This window comes from Rummeliibacillus sp. JY-2-4R (assembly GCF_053847205.1).
On the sequence record NZ_CM132623.1, the window covers coordinates 708523 to 728587 of the forward strand.

The window sequence follows — 20065 nt, forward strand, 5'->3', positions numbered from 1 at the left end:
TTTGAAAAATCAAGAAATCGTTGTAAAAGGAGCACGAGCTAATAATTTAAAAAATATCGATGTAACCATTCCGCGAGACCAATTAGTCGTCATTACAGGTCTTTCAGGTTCTGGTAAATCCTCACTTGCATTCGATACGATATATGCAGAAGGACAAAGACGTTATGTTGAATCTCTTTCTGCCTATGCGAGACAATTTTTAGGACAAATGGACAAACCGGATGTAGATACGATTGAAGGACTTTCACCAGCCATCTCAATTGACCAAAAAACTACTAGTCGGAATCCGCGTTCAACAGTAGGAACCGTAACCGAAATCTACGATTACTTACGTTTACTCTTTGCGAGAGTAGGAAAACCGATTTGTCCTAATCACGGAATCGAAATTACATCTCAAACGATTGAGCAAATGGTTGACCGAATCGTACAATATCCAGAGCGTACCAAACTCCAATTATTAGCACCCTTAGTGTCAGGGAGAAAAGGTTCACATGTAAAATTATTAGAAGACTTGCAAAAGCAAGGCTTTGTACGCGCTCGTATAGATGGAGAACTACGTGATTTAGATGACAATATCGAATTAGAAAAGAATAAAAAGCATAATATTGAAGTGGTCATTGACCGAATTGTGTTAAAAGAAGGCGTTGAATCACGTTTAAGTGACTCATTAGAAACAGCTTTAAGATTAGCAGAAGGCCGTGTAATGGTTGACGTCATGGAACATGAGGAACTACTTTTCAGTGAGCATCATGCATGCCCGATTTGTGGATTTTCGATAGAAGAATTAGAGCCACGGATGTTTTCATTTAATAGCCCATTTGGTGCTTGTCCACAATGTGATGGTCTTGGAACAAAGCTAGAAGTAGATGAAACACTTGTGATTCCAGATTGGGATGCAACTTTAAACGAAGGTGCAATTGCTCCATGGGTTCCAACGAGTTCTCAGTATTACCCTCAATTATTAAAAGCAGTTTGCGACCATTACGGCATTGATATGGATATTCCTGTAAAGGACATTCCAAAAGACCAAATGGATAAAATCTTACATGGCTCAGGCACAGATAAAATTCACTTCCATTATGAAAATGATTTTGGCCATATTCGCGATCAAGATATTCAATTTGAGGGTGTATTACACAATATTGAACGTCGATTCAAAGAAACGTCTTCTGATTTTATCCGCGAGCAAATGGAAAAGTATATGGCGCAACAACCTTGTCCATCATGTCATGGTTATCGTTTAAAACCGGAAACATTGGCTGTTAAAATCGATGGCAAGCATATTGGGGAAGTAACGGAATTCTCCATTAAAGAAGCCTATACATTTTATGAAGAGCTAAAGCTATCAGAAAAAGATTTTCAAATTGCTCGTCTAATTTTAAGAGAAATTCAAGAACGGCTTAACTTCTTAATAAATGTTGGCTTAGATTATTTAACGTTAAGCAGAGCTGCAGGCACTTTATCAGGTGGGGAGGCGCAACGTATTCGTTTAGCCACTCAAATTGGCTCACGATTAACGGGTGTGCTCTACATTTTAGATGAACCATCCATCGGTCTACATCAACGGGATAATGATCGATTGATTGCAACACTACAAAGTATGCGTGATCTAGGAAATACGTTAATTGTTGTAGAACATGATGAAGATACAATGATGGCAGCAGATTATTTAATTGATGTTGGACCTGGTGCAGGTGTACATGGTGGTGAAATTGTAGCAGCTGGCACACCACAGCAAGTGATGGAGGATAAAAACTCATTGACTGGTCAATATTTAAGTGGCCGAAGATTTATACCTCTTCCAACAGAACGTAGAAAACCAGATGGTCGTTTCCTTAAAATTAAAGGTGCAAAAGAAAATAATTTAAAAAATGTAAAAGTTGATATCCCATTAGGGGTCTTTACAGCAGTTACTGGTGTATCAGGTTCTGGAAAAAGTACATTGGTTAATGAAGTGCTTTATAAAACATTGGCACAAAAGCTAAATCGCTCAAAGGTAAAACCGGGTGAAGTCAAAGCAATTGAAGGTATCGAACAACTAGAAAAAATCATCGATATCGATCAATCGCCAATTGGTAGAACACCACGCTCAAATCCAGCCACTTACACAGGAGTCTTTGATGATATTCGCGATGTCTTTGCGGTTACAAATGAAGCAAAAGTACGTGGCTATAAAAAAGGTCGTTTTAGCTTTAATGTCAAAGGTGGACGTTGTGAAGCATGTCGTGGTGATGGAATTATTAAAATTGAAATGCACTTTTTACCTGATGTTTATGTACCATGTGAAGTATGTCATGGGAAAAGATATAATCGTGAAACACTCGAAGTAAAATATAAAGATAAGAGTATTGCAGATGTGTTAAACATGACGGTTGAAGACGCATTGGAATTCTTTAAAAACCTTCCAAAAATCGCACGGAAATTGCAAACTTTAGTAGATGTAGGTTTGGGCTATATTAAATTAGGACAACCCGCTACCACACTTTCTGGTGGGGAAGCTCAACGTGTGAAACTGGCATCTGAATTGCATAAACGTTCAAATGGAAAATCAATATACATTTTAGATGAACCAACAACAGGTCTTCATGCAGAAGATATTGCCCGCTTATTAAAGGTATTGCAACGCTTGGTTGAAAATGGAGATACGGTTTTAGTGATTGAGCATAATTTAGATGTGATTAAAACAGTAGACTATATCATTGATATGGGGCCAGAAGGTGGCGATAAGGGTGGTACTGTCATTGCAAAAGGTACACCAGAAGAAGTCGCTGAAACAGAAGGTTCATATACTGGTATGTATTTGAAGAAAGTCTTGCACCGAGACCGTGAACGAATGGAAGAAGCCGTCACTAGTGCAGCGAACAGAGCTTAAAAGTGAATTCGATAGTGGGGAGTTTCACAAAAGTTTCTTTGGTAACTCAAATCAAGCTAAAGAAATATTATGAAACTTTTTTGTAGGCGAGTCGTAAATAATAGTAATACGAACAAGGAGGCCATTTTTAATGCAAGATGAACGTAAACGCATATTAGACTTAGTCGAAAAGGGCACCATTACAGCGCAAGACGCGATAGTATTATTAGAAAAACTTGAACAGCCAACGAAACAAACAGAAGAAAACACTAGTTCAACACATGCAAGCGAGCAGGCTTCGTTTGAACAAACACAGTCAAACACGCAACAAAATAATGATCATGAACAACCCTATTCACAATCAAATAGCGAATATAGTTCATGGCATCAACAAGGACAATCACAAGGACAATCTTCCCAAAATAATCAATCATCTAAAGGGATGGATGAAACATTCTTCGAGGATTTAAAAAAAGATTTTACCCAATTCAGCTCCAGATTTGTTGATCTTATGAATACTGCTGTTTCAAAAGTAAAAGAATTTGATTTTGAAAAGTCATTCATTGAGCCAAATACGTTTGAAACAGAACAAATAATTGAACCAACAAACTTTACAAATATCAGTATCGATATACCAAATGGTAATGTCGAAATAAAGCCATCAATTGACGACAATGCAAGAGCAGTTTATAAAGTGAAGCCTTCGTTTGTCAAAGTTAGTGATGATATTGAAAAAGAATTCCAAGGGCATTTTATTTGTAAAAATGATAATGGTACATTACGAGTAATTTGTACAACGAAGAAAATTCGTGTAGATGTTACTTTATATATTCCACAAGCTGACTATCATACAATCACCGTTCATCAGTTTAATGGTGGGTTCAGTACTCGAAACCTAAACATTGAAAAATTGAAAGTAAAAACGATGAATGGCGGAATTGAATGTAGAGAATTCCAATTCAGAAGAATCGATTTAGAAACAGCAAATGGAGCAATTGAAGTTCGGGAAGTTTCAGGCGACGAATTAGAAGCAGAAACAGTGAATGGCCGCATTTATGTTGATGGCGCAATACGTGAAATAGAGGCAGAGTCAGCAAATGGTCATGTCGTTGTAACAACACGATCTCAAGAAGCAAGAATAGTGAAAGCTAATACAGTAGCAGGAACAGTAGAAATTTACATTCCAAGCACTGTTTCATTACAAGGTGAAGTATCTTCAAACTTCGGCAAAATGGATGTTCGACTACCAGATGTTGAACGCTTAAATGAACAAAGTCAATTCTTGCAAAAGAGCGTTCAATTCTCTAAAAGAGTCGAAAACACTGAAGCTTTAGTCATAGATGGAGAAACCAAAACAGGCTCAGTCATTGTAAGATATAATTTATAAAATTAACATCTATATTATAGTTAACACCAAAAAAGGATTGAGAGTTTCTTCTCTCAATCCTTTTTTATTATTAAAAAGAGATTTAAAGTATTTTGTTATCCAACAAATCAAGTCAGTAGTAAATACAAAGTTAGTATGTAGTTAATTTTTATATTTTAAAGTTTTTGACTGAATATTTTGATGTAAATTTGAATTAGTATTCAATATTTCGATGTGGAATCGGCGAAGACTCCTAGCTAAGAAAAGTGAAACAGGTAAATTGCTTATGAAATTAATCATGGAAAAAAAGATATACCATTAAAAATTCGAGGCAGACGAAATTACCTCTTCTTCTATTTTTTTTGCTGTAATTCGACTATTAATATCTCTTAATATAAATTCAAACAAATGAAATAAAACTGTAATGATAGTCTTCTAGTACCATGTTATAATAGGCATGTTAAATTAATGGTTATGTTTTACTATAAAATAGGTGGTCAAAAAATGATAGAAATGAAAAATGTCTACAAGAAGTACCCGAATGGTGTCGTGGCGGTTAACGGAATTAACATTAAAATTAACCAAGGCGAATTTGTTTATATCGTTGGACCTAGTGGTGCAGGAAAATCGACATTTATTAAAATGATGTATCGCGAAGAAAAAGCGACAACCGGTGAAATTCTCGTCAATGGAATGAATTTATCCAATTTAAAAAATAAGGAAGTTCCTTATTTAAGAAGACAAATTGGTGTTGTCTTTCAGGATTTTAAATTATTGCCGAGATTAAATGTATATGAAAATGTTGCATTTGCATTAGAAGTTATTGAAGAAGATCCTGCGAAAATCCGAAAACGGGTTTTAGATGTCTTAGATTTAGTAGGCTTAAAAAAGAAAGCAAGAATGTTTCCTGATGAACTATCAGGCGGTGAACAGCAACGTGTATCAATCGCACGTTCCATCGTTAATGTACCGAAAGTGGTCATTGCCGATGAACCGACCGGAAATCTAGATCCTGATACATCATGGGAGATTATGAATTTGTTTGAAGAAATTAATGCTCGTGGAACAACGATAATTATGGCAACGCATAATAGAGAAATTGTGAATACGATGAGACGTCGTGTAATAGCGATTGAAGGCGGTCTGATTGTTCGTGACGAACGTGGAGGTGACTACGGTTATGAAATTTAGCACCTACAGACGACATGTGAGAGAAAGTTTTAAATCAATAGGACGAAATAGCTGGATGACGTTCGCATCAGTGAGTGCTGTAACCGTTACATTATTATTAGTTGGCGTATTCATGGTCATCATGATGAACTTAAATAAAGTTGCCAGTGATTTAGAAAATGATGTAGAAATCAAAGTTTTAATTGATTTACAAGCAGATGCAAAAACAGAAACCACCTTGCAACAACAAATTAAGGACATGCCAGGTGTAGAATCGATAAAATATTCATCAAAAGAACAAGAGTTAAATGGATTAGTCAAAGACTTTGGTGAAGATTTAAGTTTATTTAAACAAAGTAATCCATTACGAAATGTACTATATGTGAAAGCAGAGAATCCACAACAAACAGCAAAAGTAGCTAAACAAATTGATGCTTTAGATAATACATATGAAGTGTTATACGGAAAAGGCAAAATTGAAAAGCTATTTAATTTCTTAAATATTAGTAGAAATGTTGGAATTGTATTAATCATTGCATTGCTTCTTACTGCTACGTTCTTAATTTCTAACACGATTAAAATTACAATTGCTGCAAGAAGAAAAGAAATTGAGATTATGAAATTAGTAGGGGCAACCAACTGGTTTGTTCGAATTCCATTCCTTTTAGAAGGAATGTGGTTAGGGTTACTAGGATCCATCATTCCAATTGTCATTGTCACTGTCTTATATGTACAACTTCATGGTGTTGTTGCACCAAAATTACACGGAGAAATCTTCCAACTATTAGATGTTACGCCATTTATCTATGAAGTAGATTTATTGATTTTATTGATGGGTGTTGTGATTGGTGTTTGGGGAAGTTTTATGTCCGTGCGAAAATTCTTAAAAGTATAATGTCGGATATAAAGTAGGAGGAACACTGGTTGAAAAAGAGATTGCAGAATGTTTCAAGCACAATTGCCGCAACATTAGCACTAACATTAATCTTGCCAACAATAGATGTACATGCAGAATCTATCAATGATTTAAAAGATAAGCAACAACAGATAAACCAAAAAAAATCTGACTTAAACTCAACTATCCAAGAAAAATCATCAGAGATTCATAAAAACGCGTCTAAAATGGATGGCATCATGGAGCAAATTACAAAACTCGATCAGAAAATCCTACAGACAGATAAAAAGATTTCCATCGCATTAGAGAATATTGATCAAACAACATCTGATATTAATAGCCTAAAATCATCGATTGATGAATTAGAAAAGAAGATTAAAGAACGAGACATTCTTCTTCAAAATCGTGCTAGAGCTATTCAACAAAATGGCGGTTCTGTAAGTTATGTTGACGTTTTTTTAAGCTCAAAAAGCTTTAGTGATTTGATCGACCGAGTGTCAGCAGTAAATATGTTACTAGAAGCTGACCGAACAATCATGGAAGAACAAAGAAACGATAAAAAAAAGCTAGAGGAACAAAAAGCAACGCTAGAAACAAAATTATCAAAGCAAAAATTGTATCGCGATGAACTGACATCGTTAAAACAAACATTGGATGAAAAGAAAAAAGATAAAAACAAACTAATCGATGCTTTAGAAGCAGAGCAAAGTAAATTAAAATCTCAGAAAAAGCTATTAGAAAAAGAATATTCTGAAGCGCTAAGTATTAGTAAAGAGGTTGAAAATGATATTGCGAAAGAACAAGCGCGTTTAGCTGAAATTGCACGTAAACAAGCAGAGGCTGCAGCAGCAGAGAAACGCAAAAATGCAAGCTCTGCAAGTTCTAGCAGTAGTACTACTCAAGTTTCTAATCCTGTTGAAACTGGCGATATTCCAGAGGTTGCAAGTGGAACCTGGACAAAGCCAACAAATGGTCGCCTAACATCTGGTTTTGGATGGCGTAATATCGGTGCAGGTCCTGAATTCCACTATGGTGTTGATCTTGCAAATGTTCAAGGAACACCAATTGTTGCAGCCGCTGATGGTGTCGTATTCAAGGCTAGCCCATTATCAACATACGGCAATGTCATCATGATTACACATTCCATTGAAGGACACACGTTCACAACGGTTTATGCACACTTAAGCGGATATAATACAACCGTTGGACAATCTGTAAAAAAAGGACAAGTAATCGGCTATATGGGACAAACAGGCCGAGCATTCGGAAGCCATCTCCACTTTGAAATCCACACAACAGCATGGCAAGGACAAAGAGTTGGAGCAATCAATCCACTACGTTATATCTCTTTGTAACAAGGGTTAACTTTTAAGGCTAAATTAATAGTGTTTAATTATTGAAAATCTGCATTTCTATTTGAGATAGAATGCAGATTTTTGTTTTTGTACAGGTTAAATTGATTAAAATACATTTTAGACGGGGACCACTTAGTTAAATGAGGAAGCCATTGATTTAGTAAGAAGAGGAGAATATTTTTAAAGGATTTATCTAGAAAATTTTGATGTAGATTAGTACTCCAACTATTATTGAAGTGGAATTAGCGAAGACTCCTAGCTAAGAAAAGCGAGACAGGTGAGACCCCGCACGTAGCGAAGCGTAGGAGGAGACGCACCGCTCGCCCGCAGGAAAGCGTAGCTAATTCCACTTCACATTAAATTAAAGATTTAGTATTAAGTTAATTATTAAATGTCCTAGTATTGTTATCGAAAAGGCTTATCACTAGCTTACAAATAAGCACCAATGTAAATATAAAAGATGGTATGATTGAATTTGTACTAAGAGTTTGTGTATGCTGAATATAAATGGGATGAATTACTTGAACTATTTTTTGCAACCGAGGAGGTTACAAAGTTGAAAAAGAAAATCTTTGGTCTGCTACTAATTGTTGCATTAATCGCAATTGCCTTAACGAATGTAGTGAAATCAAAATTAGCAGATGAACAAAAAGTGGATACCTCATCCACACAAGTTTCAGCTCAAATCAATGAAAAAAGTGGCTTAGCTAACAATCAACTTGCACCTGATTTCAAATTAAAAACATTGGATGGTAAGGAAGTTAAACTTTCAGATTATCGAGGTAAAAAAGTTATTTTGAACTTCTGGGCAACTTGGTGTCCACCATGTAAAGAAGAAATTCCACATATGGAAGACTATTATAAAAAACAAGCAAAAGATGATAATGTTGAAATACTTGCGGTTAATTTGACAAAAGCAGATAAGGATAAAAATTATATTGCAGATTTTGCAAAATCTTATGATATCACATACCCGATTCTTTTGGACGAGGAAGGCAAACAACAAGAGCAGTATGAAATTGTGACCATTCCTACCACTTATTTAATTGATTCAACTGGTAAAATCCAAAAGAAAATTGTTGGGCCAATGGATCAAAAAATGATGGAAAAATCAATTACTACATTAAAATAATGATAAATGGCTACCATTTTTGAGTTTTATTTTTTGTTCTCTATTCATACATTAAATGGATATGGGAGGGACGAGATATATGCGAAAAAAATGGTGGCTTTATTTATTATTAGGACTTGTATTATGTGTTGGGGTTTTTGCTTTCGTTAAGAACCAGAAAGCAGATAAGGCAGTAAAAGCGGAAAATAACGTTTTGCAATCAGTTGGCGAAGCTTATGATTTAATTCGCAATGAGTCTGTCCATGAAACGACAGAGAAGCAGCTTGTTGAAGGCGCTATTAACGGGATGGCTGGAGCACTAAAGGACCCGTATAGTACATACTATACGAAGGAAGAAGCAAAACTTCATAGAGAACAACTAGCAGATGAGCGTGTAGGAATTGGTGCTGAAATTACGGTAAGCCAAGGGCGGTTTATCATCGTATCTCCGATGAAAGAATCTCCTGCTGAAAAGGCAGGGTTAAAACCATATGATGAAATTGTACAAATAGATGGTGTGCGTACGGATGGTAAATCGTTACCAGAAATTATTTCTCTCATTCGTGGGGAAACAGGTACAACCCTGAAAATGACGATCTTCAGGCCCCAAGAAAATCGTCATTTGGAATTGAAAATTACAAGAGCTGCGATTCCTCAAACTTCTGTAACAAACAAAGTGTTAGTTTCGGAAGGAAAAAACATTGGGTATATTTCCATTTCAGTATTTGGAGAGAAAACAGCGGAAGAATGGTACAAAAATACAAATGAGCTTCTAAAACAAAATATCACTGCATTAATCATCGATGTTCGAAGTAATCCTGGTGGTTATTTGAAGAGTGTTCAGCAAGTCATTGGTAGTTTGGTAAAACCTAATAGTACGTATGCTTATATGGAAGATGCATATGGACATCAGGAACCACTTAATATAACGAATAAGGATTTGGAATTTAAGTATGATGAGAAACTGAGAACATTGCCAACTGTACTTTTACAAGATGAAGGAAGTGCGTCTGCTAGTGAGGTGTTAAGTGCTGCATTAAAGGACTTGAAACGTGCATCTATTATTGGCGTAAAAAGCTTTGGTAAAGGAACAGTTCAAGAGACATGGCCATTGTCAAACGGAGGGGAATTGAAACTTTCAACTCATAAATGGCTGACACCGAAACGTGAATGGATTCATGGTAAAGGAATCAAAGCAAATTTAGAAGTCGAACAAAATCCATTATTCAATATGAAATTACCTCCAATGGCAGGTAATTTCAAAGAAGGGGATTTTTCTGAAGACATTCAAACCGTTCAAGAGATACTAAAAGCTGAAGGATTCCCTGTTAGTAGAGTTGATGGATATTTTGATCGCACAACAGCAGAGGCAATCAGTGCTTATAACAAAAAGCATCAATTATCAGAAAGTACACAAATGGATGAAGTATTCCTTACTTCACTCTATAAAGATATGGTGAAATATAGAAACGATATAAGTAATGACTTACAATTACAAATGGCTGTAGGCTACATCAATCATGAATTAAAATAATAAGATGAAACTTCATTCAGAGTAGTTACTCTAACTCTAGCTGATTGAACATAGAACGTATCGGGCATTATCCCAATTGAGGATTACTGCCCGTAATTCTTTAGAAACTGTAAATCTATTTGACAGATAGTTCGAAAATTACTTCGTTTTCACCTGGTCGTTTGGTACAATGAAGAGAAAACATATTTGTAGCAAATGATTGAAAGGTGATGCAAAACTATGTTCTTAGATTTTGTCATGGAAATATTAAAAGGCATCGGCCGCTTCTTTTTAAATCCGTTATTATATGTTGCGATTATTTTCTCAATTTTGATTGGTTATCGCCGCGTAAAAGATGAGAGAAAATCCCTTAATATTCGAATTTTTTGGGGATGGTCAGAAACCATTCTGATGATCAAAGAAGGTTGGCTACTTGGTTTAATCATTTCTATAATTAGTATTGCAATTGGATTAGTTGTACCGATTCAATTGATCATATTAAGTGCTGCTGTAGGTGTTATTTGCTTACTAACATTCTACTACCATCTTGCATCTGCAGCGTATTCTCTTGGGATAGCGTTTGTTATTCTTTGGTATACATATATTGCTGATGGCTCATGGCATTTCTTAAAATGGGATATAACAAGTGCTTCCATGCATATTGGAATGCTTGTAACCATTCCTGTCATGATTGGTATTTTACTAATTGCAGAAGGTTATTTAATCAAAAAGAATGCAGCATCTCTTGCATCTCCTAAAATCCTAAAGACAGAACGTGGATTACCTTCAGCAATCTACTTAGCAAAACGTTTATGGATGTTGCCAATATTCTTTGTACTTCCTGGTGGAACAATCCAAGAGTATGTTCCTTATTGGCCTCAATTTTCATTAGGTAGTGAATCATTTTCATTGATTCTGGTACCATTTGTCATTGGCTTCCAACAACGTGCACGTAAAATGCTTCCAGTCCACTTCTACCCACAACTTGGGAAAACAATTGAAATGTTAGGGTTACTCGTTTTGGCAGAAGCAATAATTGCTTATTTCTTACCGATTATGGGGATTGCATCCGTTTGTGTAGCCATTATCGGACGGGCATTAATATCCATCATCTATTCACTTAGTGAACGTCATGGTGGTTATGCTGTCACACCTCAAAATTCAGGCGTGATGGTAGCGGGTGTCTTACCGGATTCACCTGCAGAAGCTATGGGGATTCAAGTAGGAGAATGCATTCGCAAAGTAAATGGTATTCCTGTAAAAACAGAGGAAGAACTTTATGAAGCGTTGCAAATTAACGCTGCACATTGTCGACTAGAAGTAATCGATCAAGACGGAGAAGTTCGTCTAAGACAACATGTTATTTATCGCCATGACCATTTTAGAATCGGATTGCTCGTTGTCCGCTAAGGAGTGATCAGATGTCGGTGATGAAATTTTTGATGGCGCTTATTTTACCTGGTCTATTGGTTGTGTTATTTACAAGAATAACATTTCAACATTATGTAGGTTTAGCACTTTCGGTAGCATTAATGGCTGCTTCTATTTATGCGGGCTACACACATCCACCAATCTTGTATGTAATCGATGCGATTTCACTGACAATTGGTTTCTGGTATGCCTCTCGCATGAAAAAACAGCATAAGAATTAAAAAAGAAGCTTGTCCTTTATGGACGAGCTTTTTATGTTGATTAGGAATATTTTTCTATCCATTATGTCCTTTTACTTAAATTTGTAACTATTTTGACAAAAAGTCGAAAAATTGGACAAATGAATCCTTTCTAAGATGAAGAATAGTAGAACTATTGTATAATGTATGAAAGAATAGAATGCTTAAAAGTGATCGTTTTACATACATTGTAAATTCCTTTTTGTATACGTAGCTTTTCACAAAAAATAATTCTTAACTTGTTAAACAGAAGTTTGAAGGAGGAAAATAGAGTGCCAGAATGGTTATCTCTAGAATATTTTCAATCACTTGCACATGAATATCGCTTAATTGGTACTCTACTCGCTGTTTTCTTACCGTTTTTAGAAGCGTTTTTGCCATTTTTGCCATTGGCTGCATTTATTGTTGCGAATGCAAGTGCTTATGGATTATGGTGGGGTTTCTTATTTTCATGGGTTGGTTCAGTATTCGGTGCATATTGTGTATTTTTGCTCGCTCGAAAATTTGGTAAATCAAAAATGTTTCGGTTTATCACTCAAAAACCAACCGTCCAGAAATTAATTCATTGGGTGGAGTATAAAGGATTTACCCCATTGTTAATTCTTTTATGTTTTCCATTTACTCCTTCTGCAATCGTCAATATAGTGGCAGGGTTATCGAATTTAAAGCGGAAACATTATTTATTTATCATCATGTTAGCAAAATTAATGATGATCTTTATCATTAGTTGGATTGGTTCAGATTTACGTGCCTTAATCACAAATCCAGTTCGGACAATCCTCATTATTGTCCTTATTATCTTGCTGTGGTGGGGAGGAAAACAAGTGGAAGCTAGGACAAATAAGAAACTTGAAAATGAAATGAGAAATCCCCCTAAAAAGTAAGATTAAAATAGAACGTTTGTTCTTAAAATATGTTAAGATATGTATAGATATTATAGATAATAAGGAGGGGAAATTCATGTCTTTACGTATTGTAACAGGAAGGTCTGGGACGGGGAAAACGACATTCATACAAGAAGAGATAGTTGCTGAAGTAGAAAAACAGCCGATGGGTTCACCCATTTTCTTAATAGTGCCAGACCAAATGTCATTTTCTGCTGAATATGATATGACACATGATTACAATATTACTGGGTTAATCAGAGCACAAGTTACTACGTTTAAACGTTTAGCATGGCGTGTTTTGCAGGAAACAGGTGGGATTAGCCGTAAAGAAGTAAATGGCTTCGGTTATCGCATGCTTATTCGAAAATTATTAGAAAATCATAAAGAAGAGTTTGCATTGTTCCGTAAAGCTGCTGATAAACGTGGATTTACAGCAGAAATGGAGAGACTATTAAAAGAGTTTAGTCGCTATAGTTTAGATAGTTCGGCATTAGTAAACCTTGAAGAAAGTTTCGAACAAGTAGATGCGCCAAGAACGTTAAAAGATAAAGTGCATGATTTACAAATTCTTGTCCAAGCTGTCGAAGAATCATTAGGCACAACATATGTTGACAGCGAAGGATATTATCCATTACTTACTTCAAAACTAGTGAACTCTGAAATGATTAGACAGTCAGATCTTTATATAGATGGTTTTACAGCATTTACAACGAGAGAGTTTGAATTAGTTGAAGAGCTTTTAAAAGTGGCCAAACGCGTCACAATTGTTTTACCTATGGAAGCTGAAGCGGATGCTGATGACGAACAAGCTTTGTTTTATCAATCTGCGCGTACATGTGCAAGATTAAAAGAGATTGCTTTTGAAAATGGTATAGAAGTCGAACCAATTAAACATTGCTCACATCCACATCGATTTAAAACAGCGGATTTGCGACATATAGAAAGCCAATTTGAAGTCTTTCCACCTTATTCAAAAGATAGTGATGGAAGCGTGCAAATAATAGAAGCTGCAAATAGACACTCAGAAATCCACGAGGTTGCAAGGCAGATTCAAAATTTGACACAAAATGAACAGATGCGTTATCGAGATATTGCCCTTTTATACCGTCAACCTGATGCATATGATCCACTAATTTCAACGATATTCCCACAATACGATATTCCATTCTTTGTCAGTCAGAAAAAACCAATGCTCCATCATCCATTAATTGAATTGAGCCGATCAGCATTAGAAACGATTCAATCCGATTGGAAGTATGAGCCGATTTTTCGTGCGATTAAAACAGATTTATTTTTCCCTGCGACAAAAGATATCCAGGTTTGGAGAGAAAGAGCGGATATCCTTGAAAACTTTGTATTAGCACAAGGGATATATGGAAAACGCTGGTTCGAGGAAAGACGCTGGATTTATAAAAAATATCGTGGTTTAGAATTGTACACAAAAAATCAAACGGATGAAGAACGTGCATATCAACAAGAAATCGAAGCAGTACGTCAAGTTATCCGTGAACCAATCAAGTCTTTAGAAGATCAATTACAAGAAGCGATTACTGGTCGTGATATTGTGACAGCTCTTTATGATTTTATGGAAAGATTAGAGGTCTTTGATAAACTCCAAGCATTGAAAGACCGTGAAATTGAAAAAGGGCGTTTACTTGCTGCAAGTGAACATGAACAAGCATGGAACAAGTGGGTAGAGATCTTAGAGCAGTTTGATATGCTTTTTGGCGACCAACAAATGTCTTTAGATGAGGCATTAGAAATATTAGATGAAGGCTTTGATACATTAGAATTTTCTCGAATTCCACCATCTCTTGATGAAGTAACAGTTGCAAATGCTGATATTGCAAGGCTTACGAAGATGAAGGCAGTGTTTGTCATTGGAGTGAACGAAGGGGTTTACCCAAAACGTATGGATCACGAGGGGATTTTAGCTGATAGTGAACGTGAATGGTTTAGTCAAATTGGATATGAAATTGCCCCAACTTCCAAAGCACGGTTGCTAGAAGAGGAATTCATCACATATCATGCATTCACAATGGAGTCTGAGCGTTTAACCGTATCTTATGCCATTGCAGATGAGGAAAGCAAAGCACTATTACCATCACTCTATGTAAAACGGTTAGAAGAACAATTGAAAGGCATTAAGAAATCAATTGTTTTAATGGACCCTAGTGAATCAAAAGAAGAGCAAAGTGCACTTTCTTATATTACACATCCAAGAACATCTCTTTCTTACTTGATGAAACAACTCAGATTGCATCAAGATGACCATGAATTAGGTGCAGAGTGGCTTGCATTGCAACGATATTATGAAGAAGATCCTTATTGGAGCAGTGTATTAGAACGTTTAATGCGCCCATTAAAGACACATAACCAAGCAGAACATCTTACACCAGAAATTACAGAAGCTCTATATGGGGATACCTTAACTTCTAGTGTTTCGCGTATTGAAAAATTCTATCGTTGTCCTTTTGCGCATTTTTCAACCTATGGATTGCATTTAGAAGAAAGGGCAGAGTTCCGTTTGGAAACTCCTACAATCGGGGATTTATTCCACGCGGCCTTAAAATGGATTGGCGAAGAAACAGATCGATTGAACATCACATGGGCCCAATTATCAAGTGCCCAATGTGCATTATTAGCTAAACAAGCAGTGGAAGCAATATCCCCACTTCTTTACCATCAAATCTTGCTTAGTACCGCACGTTATCGTTATATCGCACGTAAGCTTACTTATATCGTACAACGAACATTACAATCCCTAAGTCAACATGCAAGAGTTTCAGGATTTAAGCCGATTGCAGTGGAAGCAGCATTTGGTCCTGGTGAACCATTACCACCACTAGTTATTCAATTGAATGATCATAAGAAAATGCAAATGCGTGGAAGAATTGACAGAGTCGATGCGACAACAATCAATGGTAAGCCGTATATACGTGTGGTGGATTATAAATCATCTGCTCATAAATTAGATTTAAATGATGTTTACAATGGATTATCACTTCAAATGCTAACCTATTTGGATGTAGCTATTACTAATTCAGAGGAATGGCTACCAATTCATGCAGAAGCGGGCGGTGTATTATATATTCATATCCATAACCCAATGATTAGTTCAAATAATAGCTTATCACAGGAAGAAGCCGAAAACGAAAGACTAAAAGACTTCAAAATGCGCGGATTACTATTAGATGACTACGATGCCATCATTGCCATGGACGATCAATTAGCTGATGGTGGGGGGTACTCTCAAGTCGTTCCGATTTATATGAAAAAGGATGGAAGTAGATCACCAAACAGGTCATCAATCATTGGTCCAGATGATATGAAGACATTAAACAGCTTTGTTCGACACAAACATAAAAGGGCGGGTGAACAGATTTTAGAGGGCTGTACAGATATTAGTCCTTTTAGGATGAATCAAAAAACAGCGTGTGAGTTCTGTTCGTTTAAGAGTGTTTGTCAGTTCGATACAACGGACACCGACCAGCATTATCGCCAATTACACGTAGAAAAGTCAGATGAAATCATCGAGAAAATAAGAAAGGAGGCAACGAGTGATGATACAAATTCCTAAGAAACCGGAAGAAGCAACTTGGACGGATGAACAATGGAAAGCCATTTGGGCAACCGGTCAAGATACTTTAGTATCTGCAGCAGCGGGTTCAGGAAAAACCGCAGTTCTTATTAATCGAATGATAGAAAAAGTTATTTCTACGACAGACCCTATTGATGTTGACGAGCTTTTAGTTGTGACATTTACAAATGCTTCAGCAGCTGAGATGCGACACCGCATGGCTGAAGCGTTGGAAAAGGAAATCACTAAAAATCCACAGTCTAAACATTTACGGAGACAACTAAGCTTAATCAATAAAGCACAAATTTCAACGTTGCACTCATTCTGTTTAAATATTGTTCGTCAATATGCCTATTTACTAGATATTGATCCAGGCTTTCGCATTGCAGATGACACGGAAGCGGCCCTATTAAAGGATGATACATTAGCTGAAGTTTTAGAAGCAGCATATGATGGCGAGCATGTTGAGGATGTGTATCGCTTGGTCGATAGTTTTACTTCAGACCGAGATGATCAAGCCATTGAAGTATTGCTAAATAAGTTGTATGAAATGTCTAGAGTAAATCCTGAACCTATTAAATGGTTACGTTCATTACCAGACCATTATGCAATTGATGAAGATACAACGATTGATGAATTGGAATTTACGCCACATATTAAAAAAGCGATATTACACAGTATCGATGGGGCAATTGCTCTTATAGAAGAAGTCAATCAGATTTCATTGCAACCGGATGGACCATATGCATACGGTGAAACTGCACAAAAAGATTTGATATTATTCCAAGAAGCAAGAGCGTTTATTTCTGAAAAATCTTGGGTAGAGACCTATGACTTCTTTCAAACTGCGAAACTGGACCGTGCAAAGGCTCAAAAAAAGGGAAGTTGTGATGAAGAGTTATTAGAACTTGCAAAGTCCAAACGAAAACAAGCAAAGGAATTGTTTGAAGGACCAATCGAGACATTCTTTAAACGGCCCCCTGACCGCCTATTAGATGAAATTCGATTTATGAAACCAATAATTGAAACATTGGTTGAGCTAGCAATTCAATATAGTGAACAATATGGCAAAGCCAAAAGTGCGAAGGGAATTGTCGACTTTTCCGATTTAGAACATTTTGCCTTATCTATTTTAACGGATGAAGTTGACGGCAAACTTGTGCCTTCTTCTGTAGCCCAAGATTATCGAGCACAGTTTAAAGAAGTGCTAGTAGATGAATATCAAGATACGAACCGCCTACAAGAAACGATTCTACAGTTAGTGAAAAGTGGGAATGCAGAAGACGGCAATATGTTCATGGTTGGGGATGTAAAGCAATCTATTTATCGTTTCCGATTAGCTGAACCGACATTATTTTTGCACAAATATTTAACATATAGTGATTCACCAACTGATACAGGATTACGCATTGATTTGAATGCTAATTTCCGTAGCCGACCGGATGTATTGCATGGGACGAACTTTATTTTTCAGCAAGTAATGGGGGAATCAGTCGGTGAAGTTGATTATGATGAGGCAGCTGCATTAAAACCAAAAGCACCATATGATCAAAAAGAGATGCCACTTGAATTGGCTATCTTACATACAGCTGAAAAAGAAGAAGAAGAAACAGATTCAGATTTAATAGTTGAAGAAGAGTTGAAAAAATCCCAACAAGAAGCACGTTATATCATTAAAGAAATTCGCCGTATTATGGATTCGAATAAGACGGTTTATGATCCATGGTCGAAAACTGAAAGACCTGCTGAATATCGAGATTTTGTGATTTTAATGCGTTCTATGACTTGGTCAGTAGACCTTGTAGAAGAATTTAAAGCAGCAGGTATTCCACTATACACTGAAATTTCATCAGGTTATTTTGAAGCACTTGAAGTTATGATCATGATTAACACGTTGAAGATTATCGACAATCCATATCAAGACATTCCGTTTGCTTCAGTATTAAGAGCTCCATTTGTTGGCTTAACTGAAAATGAACTTGCAAGTATTCGTTTAGCTGATCCTAAGGCCTCGTTTTATGATGCCTTAAAACAGTTTGTTCGAAATGAGGGAGCAGGGCTAAAATCTTCTACTGCGGAGAAATTACAACGCTTCTTATTACATCTAGAAGATTGGCGGGATTTAGCAAGACGTGGTTCACTTTCAGAGTTAATTTGGCGTGTCTATATGGATACGAATTATTATGAAATGGTTGGAGCTATGACCAATGGTAAACAGCGTCATGCTAATTTGCGTGCTTTATATGATCGTGCAGTTGCTTATGAAAAAACATCATTCCGAGGATTATTCCGTTTCTTACGATTTGTAGATCGGATGCGTTTACGAGGAGATGATTTAGGAGAAGCGCGTGCAGTTAGTGAGAAGGAAAATGTTGTTCGTTTAATGACCATTCACTCTTCTAAGGGATTAGAATTTCCATTTGTCTTTGTTGCAGGACTAGGAAGAGAATTTAATAAAATGGACTTCCATTTACCTTATTTATTTGACCAAGAATTCGGATTAGCTGTCAAAATGATTAATCCAGAAAAACGAATTCAATACACGTCACTACCTTTTCTCGCAATGGCTGAAAAGAAAACGTTAGAGATGAAATCGGAAGAAATGCGTATTTTATATGTTGCGATGACAAGAGCAAAAGAAAAATTATATTTAGTTGGTACTGTGAAGGATTGGGAAAAGACTAGAAAAACTTGGATGGATGCTAAACGTATCCCACCAGGTGAAATGCTTCCTGATTATTTACGAGCAAAAGCAAAGAGTTATCTGGACTGGATTGGACCAGCATTTGCAAGACACCCAGATTTTGAAGAAAATGAAGGAAACATTTGCGAATTATCACATTGGAAGCTAACTGTTATTGATACAGATGATTTTAAAACAACTAATGTACAAGCTACTGAAGAAGAGGCAACCGTTGAAGAAGAGCTGCCTGTTGTTGACGAAGCGATTTTAAAAGAAATTCAACAACGCTTTGATACGCCATATGCTTATGAGCGTGCTGTTAGTAAACGTTCTAAAACATCAGTTAGTGAGTTAAAACGTTTGCAACATTTAGAAGCACAAGTTGAGCCAGAGCTGTTTATTCAAACTGCAGCTAGTCAGCAAAGGGTAGCATCTAGACCTGCGTTTTTACAAAAGAAATCATTAACTGCAGCGGAAATTGGTACTGCCATGCACACCGTTATGCAACATGTCTCGCAAGAAGGACTACATGAAAAAGAAGCAGTCCAACAATTTGTTCAGACTTTGGTTGAGAAACAATTATTAACAGTAGAAGAAGGGTCTAGTGTACAAGCAGATAAAATCATTGCCTTTTTTGAAACTGAAATCGGGCACCGATTTATGGGAGCAACAGAGTTACACCGCGAAATGCCTTTTACAATTAGCCTTGAAGATCAAGATGGGGATACACAAATTGTTCAAGGGGTAGTGGACTGTTTACTAAAAGATACAGATGGAAATTGGATTTTGCTCGATTATAAAACGGACCGAATTCAACCAAGTATGAAAACTATTGAAGGATTGCGTAAAGCTATGATTGACCGATATGGTGTACAACTTTCAATATATAAGCAAGCATTAGAAGAAATTTTAAAAATCAATGTACATGAAAAAGTAATCTATGCATTTGATGCAATGCAGTCAGTGGAATTGTAGGAGGAAATA

At 36.4% G+C, this 20065-nt stretch carries 12 protein-coding genes; all 12 read left to right on the top strand.

What is annotated here, in order from left to right; genetic code table 11:
* Position 1: 1 nt before the first annotated feature.
* The 12 genes from uvrA (at position 2) to addA (ending at position 20056) form a co-directional block, all read left to right on the top strand.
* Positions 2-2872: an excinuclease ABC subunit UvrA gene (gene uvrA / locus ACWV26_RS03285; RefSeq protein WP_455896951.1), complete on the top strand. Its 2871-nt coding sequence runs from the start codon at positions 2-4 to the stop codon at positions 2870-2872.
* 130 nt (positions 2873-3002) lie between these two features.
* The gene (locus ACWV26_RS03290; RefSeq protein ID WP_455896952.1) at positions 3003-4238 is read left to right on the top strand and encodes a DUF4097 family beta strand repeat-containing protein; all 1236 of its coding nucleotides are present in this window, start codon (positions 3003-3005) and stop codon (positions 4236-4238) included.
* Between the two features lie 483 nt (positions 4239-4721).
* On the top strand, positions 4722-5408 hold the full coding sequence (ftsE, locus tag ACWV26_RS03295; RefSeq protein WP_455896953.1) for a cell division ATP-binding protein FtsE: 687 nt from the start codon (positions 4722-4724) through the stop codon (positions 5406-5408).
* Positions 5398-6282, top strand: coding sequence for a permease-like cell division protein FtsX (gene ftsX / locus ACWV26_RS03300; protein WP_455896954.1), 885 nt, complete (start codon positions 5398-5400; stop codon positions 6280-6282). The genes ftsE and ftsX overlap by 11 nt, the downstream gene beginning before the upstream one ends.
* 29 nt (positions 6283-6311) lie before the next feature.
* Entirely contained in the window at positions 6312-7637 is a 1326-nt protein-coding gene (locus ACWV26_RS03305; protein WP_455896955.1) for a murein hydrolase activator EnvC family protein, read from the top strand.
* A gap of 556 nt (positions 7638-8193) precedes the next feature.
* Positions 8194-8769: a peroxiredoxin family protein gene (locus ACWV26_RS03310; protein ID WP_455896956.1), complete on the top strand. Its 576-nt coding sequence runs from the start codon at positions 8194-8196 to the stop codon at positions 8767-8769.
* A 79-nt stretch (positions 8770-8848) separates the two neighbouring features.
* Positions 8849-10282 carry a S41 family peptidase gene (locus tag ACWV26_RS03315; protein ID WP_455896957.1) on the top strand — a complete coding sequence of 478 codons (1434 nt, stop codon included), beginning with the start codon at positions 8849-8851 and terminating at the stop codon, positions 10280-10282.
* Positions 10283-10501: 219 nt separating this feature from the next.
* The gene (locus ACWV26_RS03320) at positions 10502-11671 is read left to right on the top strand and encodes a PDZ domain-containing protein (protein ID WP_455896958.1); all 1170 of its coding nucleotides are present in this window, start codon (positions 10502-10504) and stop codon (positions 11669-11671) included.
* Positions 11672-11682: 11 nt separating this feature from the next.
* Positions 11683-11913: a CsbA family protein gene (locus ACWV26_RS03325; protein WP_455896959.1), complete on the top strand. Its 231-nt coding sequence runs from the start codon at positions 11683-11685 to the stop codon at positions 11911-11913.
* Positions 11914-12203: 290 nt separating this feature from the next.
* A complete protein-coding gene (locus tag ACWV26_RS03330) occupies positions 12204-12815 on the top strand; it encodes a TVP38/TMEM64 family protein (protein ID WP_455896960.1) in 612 nt (203 codons plus the stop codon).
* Between the two features lie 76 nt (positions 12816-12891).
* Positions 12892-16398 (top strand): helicase-exonuclease AddAB subunit AddB, encoded by a 3507-nt coding sequence (gene addB, locus ACWV26_RS03335; protein ID WP_455896961.1) that lies wholly within the window; start codon positions 12892-12894, stop codon positions 16396-16398.
* A complete protein-coding gene (gene addA, locus ACWV26_RS03340) occupies positions 16382-20056 on the top strand; it encodes a helicase-exonuclease AddAB subunit AddA (RefSeq protein ID WP_455898167.1) in 3675 nt (1224 codons plus the stop codon). The genes addB and addA overlap by 17 nt, the downstream gene beginning before the upstream one ends.
* Positions 20057-20065 lie beyond the last annotated feature (9 nt).

What these genes read in the sequence shown, in the direction of transcription:
- ACWV26_RS03325 (WP_455896959.1), top strand. Translation starts at nt 11,683, where the DNA reads ATGTCGGTGATGAAATTTTTGATGGCGCTTATTTTACCTGGTCTATTG.
- ACWV26_RS03315 (WP_455896957.1), top strand. Translation starts at nt 8,849, where the DNA reads ATGCGAAAAAAATGGTGGCTTTATTTATTATTAGGACTTGTATTATGT.
- addB (WP_455896961.1), top strand. Translation starts at nt 12,892, where the DNA reads ATGTCTTTACGTATTGTAACAGGAAGGTCTGGGACGGGGAAAACGACA.
- ftsX (WP_455896954.1), top strand. Translation starts at nt 5,398, where the DNA reads ATGAAATTTAGCACCTACAGACGACATGTGAGAGAAAGTTTTAAATCA.
- ftsE (WP_455896953.1), top strand. Translation starts at nt 4,722, where the DNA reads ATGATAGAAATGAAAAATGTCTACAAGAAGTACCCGAATGGTGTCGTG.
- addA (WP_455898167.1), top strand. Translation starts at nt 16,382, where the DNA reads ATGATACAAATTCCTAAGAAACCGGAAGAAGCAACTTGGACGGATGAA.
- ACWV26_RS03290 (WP_455896952.1), top strand. Translation starts at nt 3,003, where the DNA reads ATGCAAGATGAACGTAAACGCATATTAGACTTAGTCGAAAAGGGCACC.
- ACWV26_RS03320 (WP_455896958.1), top strand. Translation starts at nt 10,502, where the DNA reads ATGTTCTTAGATTTTGTCATGGAAATATTAAAAGGCATCGGCCGCTTC.